This window comes from Streptomyces sp. NPDC045431 (genome assembly GCF_040646655.1).
Taxonomy (GTDB): domain Bacteria; phylum Actinomycetota; class Actinomycetes; order Streptomycetales; family Streptomycetaceae; genus Streptomyces.
The window spans coordinates 56,322-74,976 of the sequence record NZ_JBEZAQ010000004.1; the positions used below are offsets into that span (position 1 = coordinate 56,322).

Sequence of the window (18,655 nt, forward strand, 5' to 3'; positions counted from 1 at the left end):
GTGTGCTGATGGTGCGTCCCACCGTACGGCGGGGAGGGATGTGAAAGTTGAGGGGTCTCGCTACGCGAGAAACCAGGGTTACGCGGAACGGTCCAGGGCCCGCAGGCTGCGGTCCGTGATGGACCGGGCACCACGCCCTATGGCGATCGTGCCGGACTGGACCAGCTCCTTGATGCCGAACTGCTCCAGCATCTTCAGCATGGCGTCGAGCTTGTCACTCGAACCGGTGGCCTCGATGGTGACCGCCTCGGGGGAGACGTCCACGGTCTTGGCGCGGAACAGCTGGACGATCTCGACGATCTGGGAGCGGGTCTCGTTGTCGGCGCGGACCTTCACCAGGACGAGCTCGCGCTGGATCGCGGCGCTGGGCTCGAGTTCGACGATCTTCAGGACGTTGACCAGCTTGTTCAGCTGCTTGGTCACCTGCTCCAGCGGCAGGTCCTCGACATTGACCACGATGGTGATGCGGGAGATGTCGGGGTGCTCGGTGACACCGACGGCGAGCGAGTCGATGTTGAAGCCGCGGCGTGAGAACAGGGCGGCGATCCGGGCGAGGATGCCGGGGGTGTTCTCCACCAGGACGGAGAGCGTGTGCTTGGACATGTTTCTTGACTCAGCTCTCTCTCAGTCGTCTTCGCTGTCGCCGAAGTCGGGGCGGACACCACGGGCGGCCATGACCTCGTCGTTGGAGGTGCCGGCGGCGACCATGGGCCAGACCTGGGCGTCCTCGTGGACGATGAAGTCGATGACGACCGGGCGGTCGTTGATGGCGTTGGCCTCGGCGATGACCTTGTCCAGGTCCTCCGGGCGCTCGCAGCGCAGTGCCACGCAGCCCATGGCCTCGGACAGCTTCACGAAGTCCGGGATGCGGGTGCCGGCGCTGGGCTCCTTGCCGGTGGCCTCCGGGCCGGAGTGCAGCACGGTGTTGGAGTAGCGCTGGTTGTAGAACAGGGTCTGCCACTGGCGGACCATCCCGAGGGCGCCGTTGTTGATGATGGCGACCTTGATCGGGATGTTGTTCAGCGCGCAGGTGACCAGCTCCTGGTTGGTCATCTGGAAGCAGCCGTCGCCGTCGATGGCCCAGACGGTGCGGTCCGGCATGCCGGCCTTGGCGCCCATGGCGGCCGGGACGGCGTAGCCCATGGTTCCGGCGCCGCCGGAGTTCAGCCAGGTGGCCGGCTTCTCGTAGTCGATGAAGTGGGCGGCCCACATCTGGTGCTGGCCGACGCCGGCCGCGTAGATGGTGCCCTCCGGGGCGAGCTGGCCGATGCGCTGGATGACCTGCTGCGGGGCGAGGGTGCCGTCCTCGGGCTGGTCGTAGCCGAGGGGGTACGTCTCGCGCCAGCGGTTGAGGTCCTTCCACCAGGCGCTGTAGTCGCCGGTGTTGCCCTCGGTGTGCTCGGCCTGGACGGCCTGGACCAGGTCGGCGATGACCTCGCGGGCGTCGCCCACGATCGGGACGTCGGCGGCGCGGTTCTTGCCGATCTCGGCCGGGTCGATGTCCGCGTGGACGATCTTGGCGAACGGGGCGAAGCTGTCCAGCTTGCCGGTGACGCGGTCGTCGAACCGGGCGCCGAGGGCGACGATCAGGTCGGCCTTCTGCAGCGCGGTGACGGCCGTGACGGCGCCGTGCATGCCGGGCATGCCGACGTGCAGCGGGTGGCTGTCGGGGAAGGCGCCCAGGGCCATCAGGGTGGTGGTGACCGGGGCCTGGGTCAGCTCGGCCAGGACCTTCAGCTCCGCGGTGGCGCCGGCCTTGAGGACGCCGCCGCCGACGTACAGGACGGGGCGCTTGGCCTGGGTGATGAGCTTGGCGGCCTCGCGGATCTGCTTGGCGTGCGGCTTGGTGACCGGACGGTAGCCGGGCAGGTCGAGCTGCGGCGGCCAGCTGAAGACCGTCTTGGCCTGGAGGGCGTCCTTGGCGATGTCGACCAGCACCGGGCCGGGGCGGCCGGTGGAGGCGATGTGGAACGCCTCGGCGATCGTCTTCGGGATGTCCTCGGCCTTGGTGACCAGGAAGTTGTGCTTGGTGATCGGCATGGTGATGCCGCAGATGTCCGCCTCCTGGAAGGCGTCCGTGCCGATCGCCTTGGAGGCGACCTGGCCGGTGATCGCGACCAGCGGGACGGAGTCCATGTGGGCGTCGGCGATCGGGGTGACTAGGTTGGTGGCGCCGGGTCCCGAGGTCGCCATGCAGACGCCGACCTTGCCGGTGGCCTGGGCGTAGCCGGTCGCGGCGTGGCCCGCGCCCTGCTCGTGGCGGACCAGGATGTGACGGACCTTGGTGGAGTCCATCATCGGGTCGTAGGCGGGGAGGATGGCGCCGCCGGGGATGCCGAACACCGTGTCGGCGCCCACTTCCTCGAGAGAGCGGATGAGGGACTGCGCACCCGTGACGTGCTCAACGGTGGCGGAGGAGGTTCCCTGTCCGCCGGTACGGGGCCGCGGCTGCGGATGGTGGGCCCCGGTGGCCTGCTCGGTCATCGGCATTCTCTTCTCGAAGCTGAGGGTTTTTGCGTGGGTTTAGCTGGTTCGGCGGGGTGCCAGTGCAACAAAAAACCCCTCGTGCCGTGAGGCAAGCGAGGGGAGCGCGCCGGTGTGGGTCCGCACGGCCATCGAGGGGCCGTGCTCAGCCGACGCGCTTTCCAAGTACGAGAATTCGGGTGCGCATGGCATTGACCCTCCACCCGGCGCACCATGAGTGTCAAGTGGGTGGGACACGCGTCTCATTATGTGAGCGCATCGGGGGAAGGGACGCGGGCAGGACGGGCAGGGTCGCGGGCACGGTGGAGCCGACGGTGGACCCGGTCGAGCAGCCTGTGCTGGAGCCGGTGAGGACGGGGAGGGCGACGCCGCCGGGCACCGGGAACTCGTCCCGGACCAGCGCCCGGCGCAGCCGGTACTCGTCGAGCGGCCCGGAGAAGGCCATTCCCTGTCCATGCGTGCACCCCATCGCGCGCAGCGCCGGCACCTGCTCCGGTACGTCCACGCCGTCGGCGACCGACTGCATGCCGAGGTCGCAGGCGATGCGGAGCAGCCCGCTGGTGATCTTGTGCAGCCGAGGGGACTCGACCACACCTTCGACCAGACCTCTGTCCAGTTTCAGTATGTCCACGGGGAGGCGGCGAAGCGCGGTGATGGCGGCGTATCCGCTGCCGAAACCGTCGAGGGCGACGCGTACGCCCAGGCGGCGCAGGGCCACCAGGCGGTGCTCCAGCTCGTCGAAGGAGAGCCGCGGATCGCTGTCGGCGAGCTCGATGATCAGGGCGCCGGAGGGCAGGACGTGCCGGGTGAGCAGCGCTTCGACGGTCGGCAGCGGCAGGGACCGGTCGAGCAGCCCGCGGGCCGGCAGGCGGACGGTGACGGGCACGTGGTGGCCGCTGCGGCCGCGCTCGGCGGCCGCGTCGACGGCCGCTTCGAGCAGCCAGCGGCTGAGCTCGCCGGTGCGCTCGCCGTCCTCGGCGACCCGGAGGTACTCCGCCGGGGTGAACAGGATGCCCTGGGGGGAGCGCCAGCGGGCCTGGGCGGCGACGGCGGCGACCCGGCCGGTGGCGAGGTCGACCACGGGCTGGTGGAGCAGCGCGAACTCGCCGTCCTTCAGCGCGCTGCGCAGCCGGGTGGCCAGGGTCGTACGGCGGACGACCTCGGCCTGCATCTGGGGGGCGTACAGCTCGACGCGGTTCTTGCCGCCCGCCTTGGCGCGGTACATGGCGAGGTCGGCGTTGCGCAGGAGATCCCCGGCGTTGATGCCGGGCTCCGCGAAGGCGACGCCGATGGAGGCGGCGACGCGCACCTCTTGGCCCTCGACCCGGTAGGGCTCGGAGAGCGTGAGCCGCAGGCGGTCGGCGATCTCGTGGACCTGGATCTCGCGCTCACCCTGTTCGTGGCCGCCGTCGCCCAGGATGAGCGCGGCGAACTCGTCGCCGCCGAGCCGGGCGGCGGTGTCCCCGGCCCGTACCGAGTCCTGGAGGCGGCGGGCGGCCTGGACGAGTAGCTCGTCGCCGGCCTGGTGGCCGAGCCGGTCGTTGACGCCCTTGAAGCCGTCGAGGTCGATGAAGAGCACGGCGGTGCCGGAGTCGCCGGCCCGGCGGCCGCTGAGGGCCTGGCGGACGCGCTTGGTGAACAGGGCGCGGTTGGGCAGGTCGGTGAGCGGGTCGTGCTCGGCGTTGTGCTGGAGCTGGGCCTGGAGGCGGACCCGTTCGGTGACGTCCCGGCTGTTGAAGATCAGGCCGCCCTGGTGGCGGTTGACGGTGGACTCGACGTTGAGCCATTCGCCGGTGCCGGACTTGAAGCGGCACTCGATGCGGGTCGTGGGCTCCTCCGCGGGGGAAGCGGCCAGGAACCGCCGCACCTCGTGGACCACGGCTCCGAGGTCGTCGGGGTGGATGAGGGAGGCGAGCTCGGAGCCGATGAGCTCGTCGGCCTCTCGCCCGTACACCCCGGACGCGGCCGGGCTGACGTAGCGCAGGACACCGGTGGGCGCGGCGATCATGATGACGTCGCTGGAGCCCTGCACGAGCGACCGGAAGTGGTTCTCCTTCTGGGCCAGTTCGTGGGTGAGGGCGATGTTGTCGACGAGCATGATGCCCTGCCGTACGACGAGGGCGAGGACGACGGTGCAGCCGGTGAAGACCACGACGCGGTCCACGCGGCGGCCCTCGATGACGTTGTAGAGGATCCCCAGGGTGCAGACGGCCGCCGCCAGGTACGGCGTGAGGGCGGCGAGGGAGCCGGCGACGGGCCGGCCCGGGTGGCGCGGGTGCCCCAGGTGGCGCGGGCCGCGCGGCGGCGCGGCGCTCTCGACGGTGCGGCGCGCGCCCCAGGGGGCGTACGCGAGCAGCAGCGACCCGGCGAACCAGCCGGCGTCCAGCAGCTGGCCGGAGCGGTAGTTCTCGCGCAGCAGCGGTGAGGTGAACAGGGCGTCGCACAGGACGGTCAGCGCGAGGGCCGCGATGGCCGTGTGGACGGCGGACCGGTTGGCCTGGGAGCGCCGGAAGTGCAGCGCCAGGACCATGCTCACCAGCACGATGTCGAGCAGCGGGTACGCGAGCGAGAGCGCGGCGTGGGCGACGCTCTCGCCCTCGAAGCGGGCCGTGTGCGTGAGGGCCAGGCTCCACGACAGGGTGAGCAGGGAGCCGCCGATGAGCCAGGAGTCCAGCCCCAGGCAGACCCAGCCCGCCCGGGTGACCGGGCGCTTGGCGAGGACGAGCAGCCCGACGATGGCGGGCGGCGCGAAGAGCAGGAAGAACAGGTCGGCGAGGGACGGGCTCGGCACCTGCCGGTCCAGGACGACTTCGTACCAGCCCCAGACGCAGTTCCCGGCGGCGGCCATGGCCGACGAGAACGCGAACAGGAGCCAGGCCGGGCGGAAGCGGCTCCCCCGCGCGCGGGCGTACAGGAGGCAGGAGACGGAGGCGGTGATCGCGGCGGCGCTGAGGCCGAAGTCGCCCATCACCTGGGCCATCTTGTCGGAGCCCCAGCCGAGGGCGGCGCCGGTGGCGTAGGCCGCGCAGACGAGGGCGAGGGCGAACTGGCAGACCAGACTGCCCGCGCCGCCCGTCTCACCGCCCCTTCCCGGCCCGTGGCCGCCGCCGTGGGCGACGGACGGGCGCTCGATCAGCATGCCCGGGGCGCTCATCGGAACGCTCCGGCGCGGGTGTGCCGCCGGGGCGGCCGGATCGGCGCCGACGCGGGCGCCGGCGCGCTCGCCGGTGCACCGGCTGGTGCGCCGACCGGTGTGCGGCGGGATCGCAGCCGAGTGCCCCGTCGCGTCGGTTCGTTGGTCCATCGACCGTGCATCGCCCGTCGCCCCCCTCGGATTCTGATCGGCAATCACGTCGCTCCCCTGCGTCTTTCCGTGTCGACGCGTGCCCCCAGATCGGGACGATACACCAGATCCGTCACGCAGGGACAGGGGCTATCTACGCTCCGTAACGATCATCTGAGTTACGGGCGCGTACCGCGCGCGTTTGGCTGCGCAGCGTGTTCACGTGGTAATGAGCACCTCGTTCCGCAGCGGCTCACCCTTGGCGAAGAGGGTGAGCTGCTCGGCCAGCAGCCGCTTGGCGCGGGGCATGAAGGCGGAGGTGGAGCCGCCGACGTGGGGGCTGATCAGGACGCCGGGCGCGTGCCACAGCGGGTGTCCGGCGGGCAGCGGCTCGGGATCGGTGACGTCCAGGGCGGCCGTGATCCGGCCACGCTCGGCCTCGGCGAGGAGCGCGTCGGTGTCGAGGACGGGGCCGCGCGAGACGTTCACGAGGAGGGCCCCGTCCTTCATGCGGGCCAGGAAGCCCGCGTCGGCGAGGTGGCGGGTCTCGGGGGTGAGGGGCGTGGCGAGGACGACGACGTCGGCCTGCGGAAGGAGCGCGGGCAGGTCGGTGAGCGCGTGGACGGGCCCGCGCTCGGTGGTGCGGGCGGAGCGCGCGACGCGCATGACCCGCGCGCACTCGAAGGGCGCGAGCCGGTCGTCGATGGCGGCGCCGATGGACCCGTACCCCACGATCAGCACGGACTTGTCCGCGAGCGCCGGGTAGAAGCCGGCCCGCCACTCCTCGCGGTCCTGGCCGCGCACGAAGCCGGGGATGCCGCGCAGCGAGGCGAGGATCAGCGCCAGGGTGAGCTCGGCGGTGCTGGCCTCGTGGACGCCCTTGGCGTTGCACAGTGCCACGCCGGGCGGCAGCGAGCCGAGGCCCGGGGTCACGTGGTCTATCCCGGCGGAGAGCGTCTGGACGACGCGTACGGAGGTCATGGCGGCGAGCGGGCGCACCGCGATCTCGCTGGGCTTCATGTACGGGACGACGTAGAAGACGCAGTCGGCGGGGTCGGCCGGGAAGTCGGGGGCGCCGTCCCAGAACCGGTAGGTCAGGCCGGATTCGGCGGGAGCGGGCAGGCCGTCGATCTCGTCGGCGGGAACGGGGAGCCACACGTCAGCAGTCATGGTCAGGAGGTTAGTTTGGGAAACGGCACGAGGAGGGGTACGGGGAGTTGGAGCGCAGGACAATCGGGGCGACAGCGCTCGAGGTGGGGGCGGTCGGCCTGGGCTGCATGCCGATGAGCTGGGCCTACAGCGCCTCTCAGCAGCACGGCGAGCGCTCCCTGCGCACCGTGCACGCCGCGCTCGACGCCGGTGTGACCCTGCTCGACACGGCCGACATGTACGGGCCGTTCACCAACGAGCTGCTGCTGGGGCGGGTGCTGAAGGAGCGGCGCGCGGACGCCTTCGTGTCGACGAAGTGCGGACTGCTGGTCGGAGACCAGCACATCGTGGCCAACGGCCGCCCGGGGTACGTGCGGCGGGCGTGCGACGCCTCGCTGCGACGGCTCCAGACGGACGTCATCGACCTGTACCAGCTGCACCGCGCCGACCCGGAGGTGCCCGTCGAGGAGACGTGGGGCGCGATGGCGGAGCTGGTGACGGCCGGCAAGGTGCGGGCGCTGGGGCTGTGCGCGATGGCGGTGCGGTCGGGGCGGCGGGGGGCCGCGGGTGTGGGTGCGGATCTCTACGACGGAACGATTCGCCAGCTGGAGCGGGTGCAGCAGGTCTTCCCGGTGAGCGCCGTACAGGCGGAGCTGTCGGTGTGGTCGCCGGAGGCGCTGCGGCGGCTGCTGCCGTGGTGCGAGGCGCGGGGTGTGGGCTTCCTGGCGGCGATGCCGCTGGGCAATGGCTTCCTGACCGGGACGCTGACGCCGGGCAGTGGTTTCGAGCCGGAGGACCTGCGGGCCCGGCACCCGCGGTTCACGGCCGAGATGATGGCGGCGAACCAGCCGGTGGTGGCGGGCCTGCGCCGGGTCGCCGCGCGGCACGGCGGGCCGGCGGCCGGGGTGACACCGGCGCAGGTGGCGCTGGCGTGGGCGCTGTCGCGCGGACCGCACGTGGTGCCCGTACCGGGGACGAAGCACGAGCGGTGGGCGGTGGAGAACGCGGGCGCGGCGGCGCTGAGGCTGGCACCGGAGGACCTCGCGGAGATCGCGGCGCTGCCGCCGGCGCAGGGTTCGTGGGACTGACCGCACGCGCGTGGCGGCCTGAGCGGCGCACGCGGTGTATCAAGAGTGTCGTGCAGCTCGCACCGCCGCCGGCGAAGGGATTCGTACTGTGCAACGTCCTGATGTGAGGGCCGGGTTGGCCGTATCGGCCGCAGCCTCGCTCGTGTTGGCCGCCGGCTGTTCGGGGGGTGGCGGCGCCGGTCCGACGGACGGCCGGAGCGCCGCGTCCCCGGCGCCCGCCACGTCCGCACCGGCCTCCCCCGCCTCCCCGTCCCCCGCGGCGCCGCCCGCGAAGGGCACGGTGAAGGTGGTGCGGACGCTCACCGAGGGGCTGAAGTCGCCGTGGGGGCTGGCCGCGCTGCCCGACGGCGATCTGCTGGTCTCCTCCCGGGACGAGGGGACGATCACGCGCGTCGACGGGGAGAGCGGCGAGCAGACCGTGCTCGGCTCCGTACCCGGGGTGGCCCCGGCGGGCGAGGGCGGGCTGATGGGCCTCGCCCTCTCGCCCTCGTACGCCGCCGACCACCTCGTCTACGCCTACTTCACCACCGAGTCGGACAACCGCATCGCCCGCATGCTGTACGACGAGAAGAAGCCGGCCGGACAGCAGCTCGGCGCGCCGGACACGGTCCTGCGGGGCATCCCCAAGGGGACGGTCCACAACGGCGGGCGGATCGCCTTCGGCCCGGACAAGATGCTGTACGCGGGCACGGGCGAGACGGGTGAGACGGGCCTGGCGCAGGACAGGGCGTCCCTGGGCGGCAAGATCCTGCGCATGACCCCGGACGGGCAGCCGGTCCACGGCAACCCCTCGGCGGACTCCGTCGTCTACTCGTGGGGGCACCGCAATGTGCAGGGGCTTGCGTGGGACGCGGACAAGCGGCTGTGGGCGGCCGAGTTCGGGCAGAACACCTGGGACGAGCTGAACGTGATCGAGCCGGGCGGGAACTACGGCTGGCCCGAGGCCGAGGGCAAGGCCGGGCGGTCGGGGTACCTAGACCCGGTCGCCCAGTGGAAGCCGGCCGAGGCCTCGCCGAGCGGTATCGCCATGGCGCAGGGCTCCGTCTGGCTGGCGGGGCTGCGGGGTGAGCGGCTGTGGCGCGTCCCGCTGGCCGGAGCGGAACCTTCCGCGCAGCCGCAGGCGTTCCTGGGAGAGGAGTACGGCCGGCTGCGCACGGTGGTGCCGGCGGGCGGGAACAAGCTCTGGCTGGTCACGAGCGAGACGGACACGAGGGGCACGCCGGGGCCTGGCGACGACAAGATCCTCCTGCTGGAGGTGACCTGAGAGGCGGCAGCCAGTGTTCAACCTGATGGAGGAGCTCTTCGCACCGGGACGCAAGCACACCCGCGACGAGGAGCGCCGGCTCGCGCTCACCCGCGCGGACCTCGGGGACAACGATCCCTCGCGCGGCCCGATAGACCTCGGCTCGGGCAAGGTCACGATCCGCGTCGAGGCCCCGGCACCGGAGGCCCGTGAGGAGCGGGAGACGCGGGAGGAGCGGTAGCCGGACCACCGGCCGTCGGGCCGGGCACCGGTCGGGCCGGGCACCGGTCGGCGTACCGGGTCAGGTGTCCAGAGGGTGCCAGGCGGGGCCGTCCCCGCCGCGCCGGACCCGTCCGAACTGCACGTCGGCGAAGTGGATGCCGAAGCCGATCGTGTCGGGGCGCTCCAGCTCGGCGAGGAGACGACGGCGGTGGGTCGCTGAGCGGACGGGGTCGCCGTCGAAGGCCGACGACCATGCGGCGTGGCCGGCCTGGATCGGGGAGTGCAGGGCGTCGCCGAAGGCGATCAGCCGCTGTCCGCCCGAGGCGAGGGTGTACGCGGCGTGCCCGGGCGTGTGGCCCGGGGTGAGCCGTACCCGTACGCCGGGGAACACCTCCTCCCCGTCCGCCACCGTGCGGACGCGGGGCGCCAGGGCGGCGATCTCCTCGTCCGCGTCGCCTCGTGCCGCCGATGCCGCGTGAGGCGCCCATTCCGGTGCGGTCACCAGATGCGCGGCGTGGGCGAAGGCGGGCCGGTCCGCGCCCGGGGCGGGGTACGAGGCCCAGCCGGTGTGGTCGGCGTGGAGGTGGGTGAAGGCGACGGCCTCGACGTCCTCGGGGCGGCGGCCCAGTCGGGCCAGGTTGTCCAGCAGCGCGCCGCCGTGGATCCGACCGCGCGGGCCCTGCGGGTCGGCCGGCCACTCCCGGGGGCCGAACCCGGCGTCGATCAGGAGGGCACGGTCACCGTGCTCCACCAGCAGGCCGCCGATGCTCGCCACCAGGAAGCTGGACGCGTCCAGGAGCTCCGGCCGGGCGGCCCACACGGCGTCGGTGGTGTCCGGGAGCAGGTCGCGCGGCCTGAGGCGCACATCGCCGTCCGGTACGTACGTCACCTTCAGGTCGCCCAGCCGCACCGAGCGGATGCCCGCCGGTCGTCGCGACCGCTCGCCCGGCGCGTGCCGCTCCGTCGTGGTGTTCGCCATCAGCCTTCTCCCCATGGGCCGTTGGTGGTGTCGCCGCCCCTGCCGGAGCGACGACGCCACCATAAGCATCAAGCTAGAACCATGCAAGCTTTAATCATTCTGGCTTGATGGAGTTGCTAGCATGAGCCCATGACGAAGCAGCCGGAGACCCCGCTGGACGCCCGGCCGGAAGCGCGGGCCGCCGCCGCCGAGCGCGAGCTGTGCGGCCTGGTGAACGGACTGGCCCAGCGCATCACCGAGCACGTGCGCGAACGCGCCGTCACCCTGGGCCTCACCGCGGCTCAGGCGACGGCCCTGCGGGAGATGACCGGGCCGATGACGATGCGGGAGCTCGCCGAGCGCATGAGCTGCGAGCCCTCCAACGCCACCTTCGTCATCGACAAGCTGGAGAAGCAGGGCCTGGTCGAGCGCCGCGCCCACCCCACCGACCGCCGCGCCAAGCACCTCGTGCTCACCCCCGAGGGCGAAGCCCTGCGGGAGCGGCTCCTCGCGCTGCTGGTCCAGGACTCCCCGCTGGCCGGACTCACCGCCGAGCAGCAGGGAGTCCTGCAGAGCCTGCTCGAACAGGCCGTCACCCGTTCCTGAAGCCGCCACCGGGCGACGACCGGCTAGCCGGCATAGGTCTCGAACTCGGCGACCCGGGGCGTGGCGGTCGAGCCGGTGATCTCGAAGGTGATCTTGCTCAGCGAGGTACGGGGCACGGGGATGGCACCCGCCCCGCTGCCGGAGGCCAGGACGGCGCCGGTGTCGGCGTTGACGACCCGCCAGGTGCCGATCCTGCCGGTGGCGCCCGCCGCCTCCCGGATGGCGATCAGGGACACCGTGGCCGGAGAACCCCACTTGATCGAGACGGAACCGGTCGGGCCGGCCGGCGACCAGTAGGTGGTCATGTCACCGTCCCGGACGTTGCCGTAGCTGGTCCCGTCGGCCTTGCCGGAGCCGTCGGAGCCGGCCCCGATGCTGAGGTTGGTCCCGCCCGGCTGCGTCGGCCCCGGCGTGGGGGTCGGGGTGGGCGTGGGGGTCGGGGTGGGCGTGGGGGTCGGGGTGGGCGTGGGGGTCGGGGTGGGCGTGGGGGTGGGCGTCTGCGGCGAGCAGGCGCCGTCCGAGACGCGCAGCCCCTTGTCGGCGCCCGCCGTCCGGCTCACGACACCCGGCACGCAGGCGGCCTGGTCGAGGGCGTACGCGTACGGGATGGCGACCGTGGTGGTGGAGCGGGGGTTCGGGCCGGCCGGGTTGTAGTCGGTACCGGGGCTGGACCAGGTCACGTTGTCGAAGACGTTGCCGCTCACCTGCCAGTAGCCGGCAGCGTCCGTGTAGAACGTGCCCAGGACGTCCTTGGAGTCCTCGAAGTAGTTGTTGTCCACCTTGGCGCGGGCACCGGCGCGGGAGTTGATGCCGGAGTCGTTGAGGCGCACGTAGTGGTTGTTGTAGAGGTGGGCCGTGCCGCCGCGCAGCAGCGGTGCGCGGGAGTCGATGTTCTCGTACAGGTTGTGGTGGAAGGTGACGAAGCCGTTCGAGAGGTCGCTCTCGCTGGACCCGATGAGGCCACCGCGGCCGGAGTTGCGCAGGATGCTGTAGGACAGGGTCACGTACTGGGTGTTGTCCTTCATGTCGAAGAGGCCGTCGTACCCCTCCGACTCCCCGCCCGAGGCCTCCAGGGTGACGTGGTCGACCCAGACGTTGCGGACGTTGCTCTCCATGCCGATGGCGTCGCCGCCGTTGGACGTGGGTGAGCCGGACTTCTTGACGTTCCGGACGGTCACGTTCTGGATGACGATGTTGCGGGCGTCGCGGATGTGGATGCCCAGCTGGTCGAAGACGGCGCCGCCGCCTACGCCGACGAGCGTGACGTTGCTGATCTGCTTGAGCTCGATCACGCCGTCGGCGGTGCTGCAGCTGGGGCCCGACACCTTGCCGGTGTTGGCGTGGTTGATGGTGCCCTCGACCTGGATGGTGATCGGGGTGCTGCTGCTCGCCCGGCCGCACAGGGCCGCGTGGATCGCGGTTCCCGTGGTCGCCCGTACCGTCTGGCCGCCCGCGCCACCGGTGGTGCCGCCGTTCTGGGTGGCGTAGCCGGTGGCGCCGGCGGTCGCCGCCGACGCCTCGGGTACCGACAGCGCCACACCGGCCGCGGCCGCGAGGGCCGCGGTGGCCAGCGCCGCGGAGAGTCGCAGTGCGGCCGTTCGTCTCTTCCCCGTCGCCGTTCTCGTCGTCGCCGTTCTCGTCGTCGCCGTTCTCGTCGTCCTCGTTCTCGTCGTCCTCGTCCTCGTCATCGCCTGGCCCTTCGTCGTCGAAGACGGATACCGGTTGCACACCCTGGTCGTCGCCGAGGCCGTCGAGGTTGCCGCGGGGCGAGGGGTCTCAGGCGGGGGTCTCCTGGAGGAGGCGGAGGCGGTGGGCCAGGGCGGCCGCCTCGCCGCGGCCGGAGACGCCGAGCTTCGCGAGGATGTTGGAGACGTGGACGCTCGCCGTCTTCGGCGAGATGAAGAGCTCCTCGGCTATCTGACGGTTCGTCCGGCCCATCGCCACCAGGCGCAGGACGTCCTGCTCGCGGGGCGTGAGCCCGAAGCCGGCGTCCGGCTCCTCCTCCCGCGGCTCGGCGGCGGGGCCGGGAGCGGGCGTCGTCAGCGGGAGGCGGGCGCGGGCGGCGAGCAGTTCGAGGTCCTCGCGCAGCGGGCGGGCGCCGAGGCGGACGGCGACCGGGTGGGCCTCGCGCAGCAGCTCGGCGGCCCGGTCCCGGCCGCCGCCCTCGGCCAGCAGGGCGTCGGCCCAGCGGTGGCGTGCGCGGGCGAGCTCGTACGGGCGCTCCAGCGGGCCGAAGGCGGCGGCCACCTCGGCCCAGCGGTCGGCGCGGCCGCCGCCCCCGGCGCGGTCCAGTTCGGCGGCGACGAAGAGGCTGTAGGCCCGCCATACGGCGACGGGCGTGGGGAGCCGCCTGGCCTGGGTGCGGATGAGGTCCAGCACCTCGGGGCGCCCTTCGTCCGCGGCGGGCAGGCCGAGGGCGTCCGCCTCGGCGGTGGCGGCGGTGAGGAGCAGCGGCCAGGCGTACCGGTAGCTGCCGGTGGTCGGGAAGCCGCCCCCGGCGGTGTCGGCCAGCCGGGCCCGTACGTCGGCGAGGCGACCGCGGGCGGCGGCGAGGGCGAGTTCGAGGGTGATCACCGGCAGCTGGTACTGCATCATCGGGTCGTGCGTGCCGTACGCCTCGCGGGCGAGGGCCAGGTGTTCCTCGCACAGGGTCAGTTCACCGCGGCGCAAGGCGAGTTGGGCGCGCTTCAGGTGGGCGGTGCCGCGGGGCTTGGGACTGTAGGCGATGCGCTGGAGCCGCTCGGCGCTCTCGCTCGCCTCGTCCCAGTGGCCCAGGGAGAGCTGGGCCTCGATGAGGTTGCCCAGGACCCAGCCCTCGCTGTCGAGGAGGCCGCGGGTGCGTGCGTACTCGATGCCCTCGGTGGCGATGCGGGCCGACTCGCGGGACCGGCCGGAGGCCTCCAGGGAGGAGGAGAGGTTCACGTAGGCGCGGCCGGCCTCGGTGCGCAGGGACAGCTCCCTGGCCCGGTCGCGTACCGCGTACATCGCGGCGAGGCCCGACTCGATCTCACCGGCGTCGACCATGAGGCCGCCGAGGGTGAGGCGGGCGTTGAGCTCGATCGGCTCCGCCTGGACGAGCCGGGCGTACTCGACGGCCTGTTCGGCGGCGGCGAGGCTTTCGGGGCCGGGGGCGTGCAGCATGCCCCAGCCGGCGGCGACGGCCAGCACCTGGGCGTGCACGGCGGACGGCGGCAGGCCGCGTACCAGCTCCTGGGCGGTGGCGATCTCGGCCCAGCCGTCGCCCCGCCCGAGGTTCGAGATGAGCCGGGAGCGCTCGGTCCAGAACCAAGCGGCGCGCAGGTGGTCGGTGTCGCCGTCGAGGAGGCGCAGCGCGCGCTTCACTATCTTCAGGGCCCGTTCGCGCTCGCCGCACAGCCGGGCGGCGACGGCGGCCTCGGCCAGCAGGTCGAGGTAGCTGAGGGGGGTGTTGTCGGGGTCGCAGCCGCAGGCGGGGTAGGCGTCGGCGTAGTCGATGGGCCGCAGGGAGGCGCGGACCTGGGCGGGGACGTCGTCCCACAGCTCCATGGCCCGCTCCAGCAGCCGCAGTTGCTCGGCGTGGGCGTGCCGCTTGCGGGCCTCGGAGGCGGCCCGCAGGACGACGGGGAGCGCCTTGCTGGCGTCGTGCGCGTGGTACCAGTAGCTGGCCAGCCGGGTGGAGCGCTCGTCGGCCCGTACGAGGCAGGGGTCGGCCTCCAGTGCTTCGGCGTACCGGCGGTTGAGGCGGGAGCGCTCGCCGGGCAGCAGGTCGTCGCTGACGGCCTCGCGCACCAGGGAGTGGCGGAAGCGGTAGCCCTCGCCGTCGGGGACGGCGAGCAGGATGTTGGCGTTGACGGCGGCGCGCAGCGCCTCGATGAGGTCGTCCTCGGGGAGCCGGGCGACGGCGGCGAGGAGCCCGTACTCCACGGTGGAGCCGCCCTCGGCGACGATCCTGACGACCTTCTGGGCGTCCTCGGAGAGCCGCTCGACGCGGACCAGCAGCAGGTCGCGCAGGGAGTCGCTGAGCTCGCCGGGGGCGCCGCTCTCACGGCAGACGACGAGCTCCTCGACGAAGAAGGCGTTGCCGTCGGAGCGGCCGAAGATGTCGTCGACGAGGGCGGGGGCGGGCTCGGCGGCGAGGATGCCGGTCAGCTGGCGGTGCACCTCGGTGCGGGTGAAGCGGGACAGCTCGATGCGGCGCACCGTGCGCATCCGGTCGAGCTCGGCGAGGAGGGGCCGCAGCGGGTGGCGGCGGTGGATGTCGTCGGACCGGTAGGTGCCGACCACGACGAGCCGGCCGCGGCGCAGGGTGCGGAAGAGATAGGCGAGCAGGTGGCGGGTGGAGGCGTCGGCCCAGTGGAGGTCCTCCAGGGCGAGGACGACCGTGCGGTCGGCGGCGATGCGCTCCAGCAGGCGGACGGTCAGCTCGAAGAGGCGGGCGGTGCTGTCCTCGTTGTACGGCTCGTGGCCGTAGGCGTCGCCGCCGAGCTCGGGCAGCAGCCGGGCCAGCTCGCCCTCCTGGCCCTCGGCGGCGGCGGCCAGCTCCTCGGGGAGCCGGCGGCGCAGCGAGCGCAGCGCGGTGGAGAACGGCGCGAAGGGCAGGCCGTCGGCGCCGATCTCGACACAGCCGCCGACGGCGACCACGGCGCCCTGCCGGCACACCTCGTCGAGGAACTCCTCCAGCAGGCGGGTCTTGCCGACGCCGGCCTCACCGCCGACGACCAACGCCTGTGGCTCCCCCGCGGCGGCGCGGGAGAGCGCTTCGGTGAGCGCGGTCAGTTCACCGGCTCTGCCGACGAACACCGGGCTGACGGACCTGGTTTCCACGATGCCGAGCATCGCAGAGGCGTCTGACATCGCGGGACCTGTTTCTCCGGAGGGGCCCGCATACCGGGACGGGGCCCGGTCCCGCCGGGGAACCGGTACCCGTACCGGGCCGGAGGCCGGAGGCCGGGCCGGGCCCCGATCCCCCGACGGGGCCCGGCTTCCCGACTGCCTCCGTCGGGTGGGGGGTTCAGGCGGCGGGGGCGAATCGCTCCCGCTCTCCGCCGCCGCCGGTACTCACCCGCCCCTCGGGCCCGTGGCCGCCGGACCGGCGGCGGGCGGTACGCCGCGCCTTGCGCGCGGCCCGGGCCAGCCGCTCGGCGTCGGCCTCGCGGAGAAGTTCGGCGTGGCGGTCCCGGTGCGGTTCGTACGTGAGCATCTCGGTCTCCCTGAGTCCTGAGCGAGGTGTGGTTCGCGGCGCGTTCGCCGCATGCCTCGACTCTCGCGTCCCAGGGGGTGCTCCCACATCGGGAGAGTGCCGCATGTTGGGGCCCCGGGGGGCCTTAGACGCCGGCCGATCCTACCTAGGGAGGTACCGGGTAAGGCTCACGGCACCAGTTCGCCGTCCTCGCTCGCGCGCTGGCCGGCGATCCTCGTCGGAGTGGTGGCGCGGCGGTCGGGGGTCTCGATGCTGATGCGGGGCAGGAGGCGGTCGAGCCAGCGGGGAAGCCACCAGTTGGCGCCGCCGAGCATGTGCATGAGGGCCGGGACCAGCAGGGTGCGGAGCACGAAGGCGTCGAGGGCGACGGCGGCGGCGAGGCCGATGCCGAACATCGCGATGACGCGGTCGCCGGAGAGGACGAAGGCCAGGAAGACGGCGATCATGATGACGGCCGCGGAGTTGATGACCCGGCTGGTCTCGGCGAGGCCGACGCGGACCGCGCGGCGGTTGTCGCCGGTCTCCAGCCACTCCTCGTACATCCGGCTGACGAGGAAGACCTGGTAGTCCATGGAGAGGCCGAAGAGGACCGAGACGGCGATCACCGGGAGGAAGGGTTCGATGGGGCCGGCCCGGCCGAGGCCGAGGAGCTCGCTGCCCCAGCCCCACTGGAAGATCGCGACGACGATGCCGAAGGCGGCGGCGACGGCGGCGATGTTCATCGCGGCGGCCTTGAGCGGGATGCCGAGGGAGCGGAAGGCGACCAGGAGCAGCAGACAGCCGAGCGCGATGACGACGCCGACGAAGAGCGGCAGTTTGCCGACGATAACCTGCGCGAAGTCGTCGTAGCCGGCGGTGATGCCGCCGACGTACACCTCCAGGGAGGTGCCGTGCTCGGCGCTCGGCAGGACGTCGCCGCGGAGGCGTTCGACGAGCTCGCTGGTGTGCTGGGACTGCGGCGCGGAGTCCGGTACGACGGTGAGGACGGCGGTGTTGCCGCTGCCGCTGTACGCGACCGGGCTGACCGCCTCGACGCCCTTGGTGGCGCGCAGCACCTCGGGCAGCCGGGCCAGCGCGATCCGGTCGTCGGCGCCGTCGAGCTCGGCGACCAGGGTGAGGGGTCCGTTGACGCCGGGGCCGAAGCCCTCGGCGAGGAGGTCGTACGCCTTGCGCGTGGTGGTGCCGGCCGGGTTGTTCCCCTGGTCGGAGGTGCCCAGGTGCAGGCCGAACGTGGGCAGGGCCAGGACCAGCATGACGACGGCGGCGAGGGAGCCGAGCAGCTTGGGGTGGCGTTCGACGACGGCGGACCAGCGGGCGGCGAAGCCGGTGGGCAGCTCCGGCTGCGGGCCGTGCTCGGCGAGGCGGCGGCGTTCGCGGCGCGAGAGGGCCCGCATGCCGATGAAGGACAGCAGTGCGGGCAGGAGGGTGATGGACGCGGCGACGGTGAGGATGACGGTGAGCGACGCGGCGAGGGCGACGCCGTTGAGGAAGCCGAGCCGCAGGATGAGCATGCCGAGCAGCGCGATGCACACGGTGGCGCCGGCGAAGACGACGGCCCGGCCGGTGGTGGCGACGGCGTTCTCGGCGGCTTCGGCGACCGACAGGCCGCGTTTGAGGCCCTTGCGGTGCCGGGTGACGATGAAGAGCGCGTAGTCGATGCCGACGCCGAGACCGACGAGCATGCCGAGCATGGGGGCGAAGTCGGCGACCGTCATGGCGTGGCCGAGCAGTCCGATGCCCGCGTACGCCGTGCCGACGCCGACGATCGCGGTGGCGATGGGCAGGAGGCTGGCGGCGAGGGAGCCGAAGGCGAGGAACAGGACGACGGCGGCGACGGCCACGCCGACGATCTCGGCGGTGTGCGAGGTGGGGGCCTCGGTGAGCGCGATGGCGCTGCCCCCGAGCTCCACCCGGACGCCGTCGGAGGCGGCCTCGCGCGCGGTGTCGACGACGGCCCGGGCCTGCTCCTCGGGGATGTCGTCGACGGGGTGCTCGAAGGTGACGGTGGCGTAGGCGGTGCGGCCGTCCTCGCTGATCTGGCCGGAGGCGGCGCCGTACGGGCTGGTGACGGCGGCGACGCCGGGGAGCTCGGCGACCTCGTCCAGCATGTCGGTCATGCGCTGTTCGAGAGCGGTGGCGCGGACGCTGCCGCGGTCCGTGTGCCAGACGATGGTGTCGCCGTCACCGTCGGTGGCGCCGAAGCCCTCCTCCAGGAGGGCCGCCGCGCGCCCGGACTCGGTGCCGGGGACGCCGTAGTCGTTGGAGTACGCGGGGCCTGCGGCGCTCGCGGCCGCCGTGACGCCGCCGAAGGCAAGGAGCCAGAGCAGGACGGCGACAAGGCGGTGGTTGATGCACCACCGTGCGAGGGCTGCCAACGGGTTTGCTCCCTGAGTGGTTCTTGCTCTTTATCGGGAACTGCCCGCAAAGAACGCATGACCTTCGG

General features: G+C 72.8%; 13 protein-coding genes. 4 read left to right on the forward strand and 9 right to left on the reverse strand.

The features are described 5' to 3' along the window. Nucleotides 1-78: 78 nt before the first annotated feature. The 4 genes from ilvN to AB0A69_RS11430 all read right to left on the reverse strand — a co-directional run bounded on the left by ilvN (nt 79) and on the right by AB0A69_RS11430 (nt 6,937). Nucleotides 79-603 (reverse strand): acetolactate synthase small subunit, encoded by a 525-nt coding sequence (gene ilvN, locus AB0A69_RS11415; protein ID WP_019889675.1) that lies wholly within the window; start codon nt 601-603, stop codon nt 79-81. 21 nt (nt 604-624) lie between these two features. Further along, nucleotides 625-2,490, reverse strand: a complete 1,866-nt coding sequence (locus AB0A69_RS11420) for an acetolactate synthase large subunit (protein WP_361418608.1) — start codon at nt 2,488-2,490, stop codon at nt 625-627. Nucleotides 2,491-2,704: 214 nt separating this feature from the next. Further along, the gene (locus AB0A69_RS11425; RefSeq protein ID WP_361419752.1) at nt 2,705-5,638 is read right to left on the reverse strand and encodes an EAL domain-containing protein; all 2,934 of its coding nucleotides are present in this window, start codon (nt 5,636-5,638) and stop codon (nt 2,705-2,707) included. Between the two features lie 348 nt (nt 5,639-5,986). After that, nucleotides 5,987-6,937, reverse strand: coding sequence for a 2-hydroxyacid dehydrogenase (locus AB0A69_RS11430; RefSeq protein WP_361418611.1), 951 nt, complete (start codon nt 6,935-6,937; stop codon nt 5,987-5,989). Nucleotides 6,938-6,984: 47 nt separating this feature from the next. On the opposite strand from AB0A69_RS11430, the gene AB0A69_RS11435 reads away from it, so the two are divergent. From AB0A69_RS11435 to AB0A69_RS11445, 3 genes are all read left to right on the forward strand, one after another. After that, nucleotides 6,985-8,004, forward strand: coding sequence for an aldo/keto reductase (locus tag AB0A69_RS11435; protein WP_361418614.1), 1,020 nt, complete (start codon nt 6,985-6,987; stop codon nt 8,002-8,004). A gap of 88 nt (nt 8,005-8,092) precedes the next feature. Further along, complete coding sequence (locus tag AB0A69_RS11440) at nt 8,093-9,268, forward strand: PQQ-dependent sugar dehydrogenase (protein WP_361418617.1); 1,176 nt, start codon at nt 8,093-8,095, stop codon at nt 9,266-9,268. A 13-nt stretch (nt 9,269-9,281) separates the two neighbouring features. Beyond that, a complete protein-coding gene (locus AB0A69_RS11445) occupies nt 9,282-9,488 on the forward strand; it encodes a DUF6191 domain-containing protein (RefSeq protein WP_361418620.1) in 207 nt (68 codons plus the stop codon). A gap of 60 nt (nt 9,489-9,548) precedes the next feature. Here AB0A69_RS11445 and AB0A69_RS11450 read toward each other — a convergent pair whose 3' ends face one another. After that, nucleotides 9,549-10,448 (reverse strand): MBL fold metallo-hydrolase, encoded by a 900-nt coding sequence (locus tag AB0A69_RS11450; protein WP_361418623.1) that lies wholly within the window; start codon nt 10,446-10,448, stop codon nt 9,549-9,551. 129 nt (nt 10,449-10,577) lie between these two features. Between AB0A69_RS11450 and AB0A69_RS11455 the strand changes: the two genes are divergently transcribed. Next, nucleotides 10,578-11,033, forward strand: coding sequence for a MarR family transcriptional regulator (locus AB0A69_RS11455; protein ID WP_361418626.1), 456 nt, complete (start codon nt 10,578-10,580; stop codon nt 11,031-11,033). A 23-nt stretch (nt 11,034-11,056) separates the two neighbouring features. On the opposite strand, the gene AB0A69_RS11460 is transcribed toward AB0A69_RS11455, so the two are convergent. The 4 genes from AB0A69_RS11460 to AB0A69_RS11475 all read right to left on the reverse strand — a co-directional run bounded on the left by AB0A69_RS11460 (nt 11,057) and on the right by AB0A69_RS11475 (nt 18,587). Beyond that, the gene (locus AB0A69_RS11460) at nt 11,057-12,721 is read right to left on the reverse strand and encodes a pectate lyase (protein WP_361418629.1); all 1,665 of its coding nucleotides are present in this window, start codon (nt 12,719-12,721) and stop codon (nt 11,057-11,059) included. 88 nt (nt 12,722-12,809) lie between these two features. Further along, nucleotides 12,810-15,866: an AAA family ATPase gene (locus AB0A69_RS11465; protein ID WP_361418632.1), complete on the reverse strand. Its 3,057-nt coding sequence runs from the start codon at nt 15,864-15,866 to the stop codon at nt 12,810-12,812. A 157-nt stretch (nt 15,867-16,023) separates the two neighbouring features. After that, nucleotides 16,024-16,212, reverse strand: a complete 189-nt coding sequence (locus AB0A69_RS11470; protein WP_361418635.1) for a hypothetical protein — start codon at nt 16,210-16,212, stop codon at nt 16,024-16,026. 167 nt (nt 16,213-16,379) lie between these two features. Continuing rightward, entirely contained in the window at nt 16,380-18,587 is a 2,208-nt protein-coding gene (locus AB0A69_RS11475) for an MMPL family transporter (RefSeq protein WP_361418638.1), read from the reverse strand. Between the last annotated feature and the right edge of the window lie 68 nt (nt 18,588-18,655).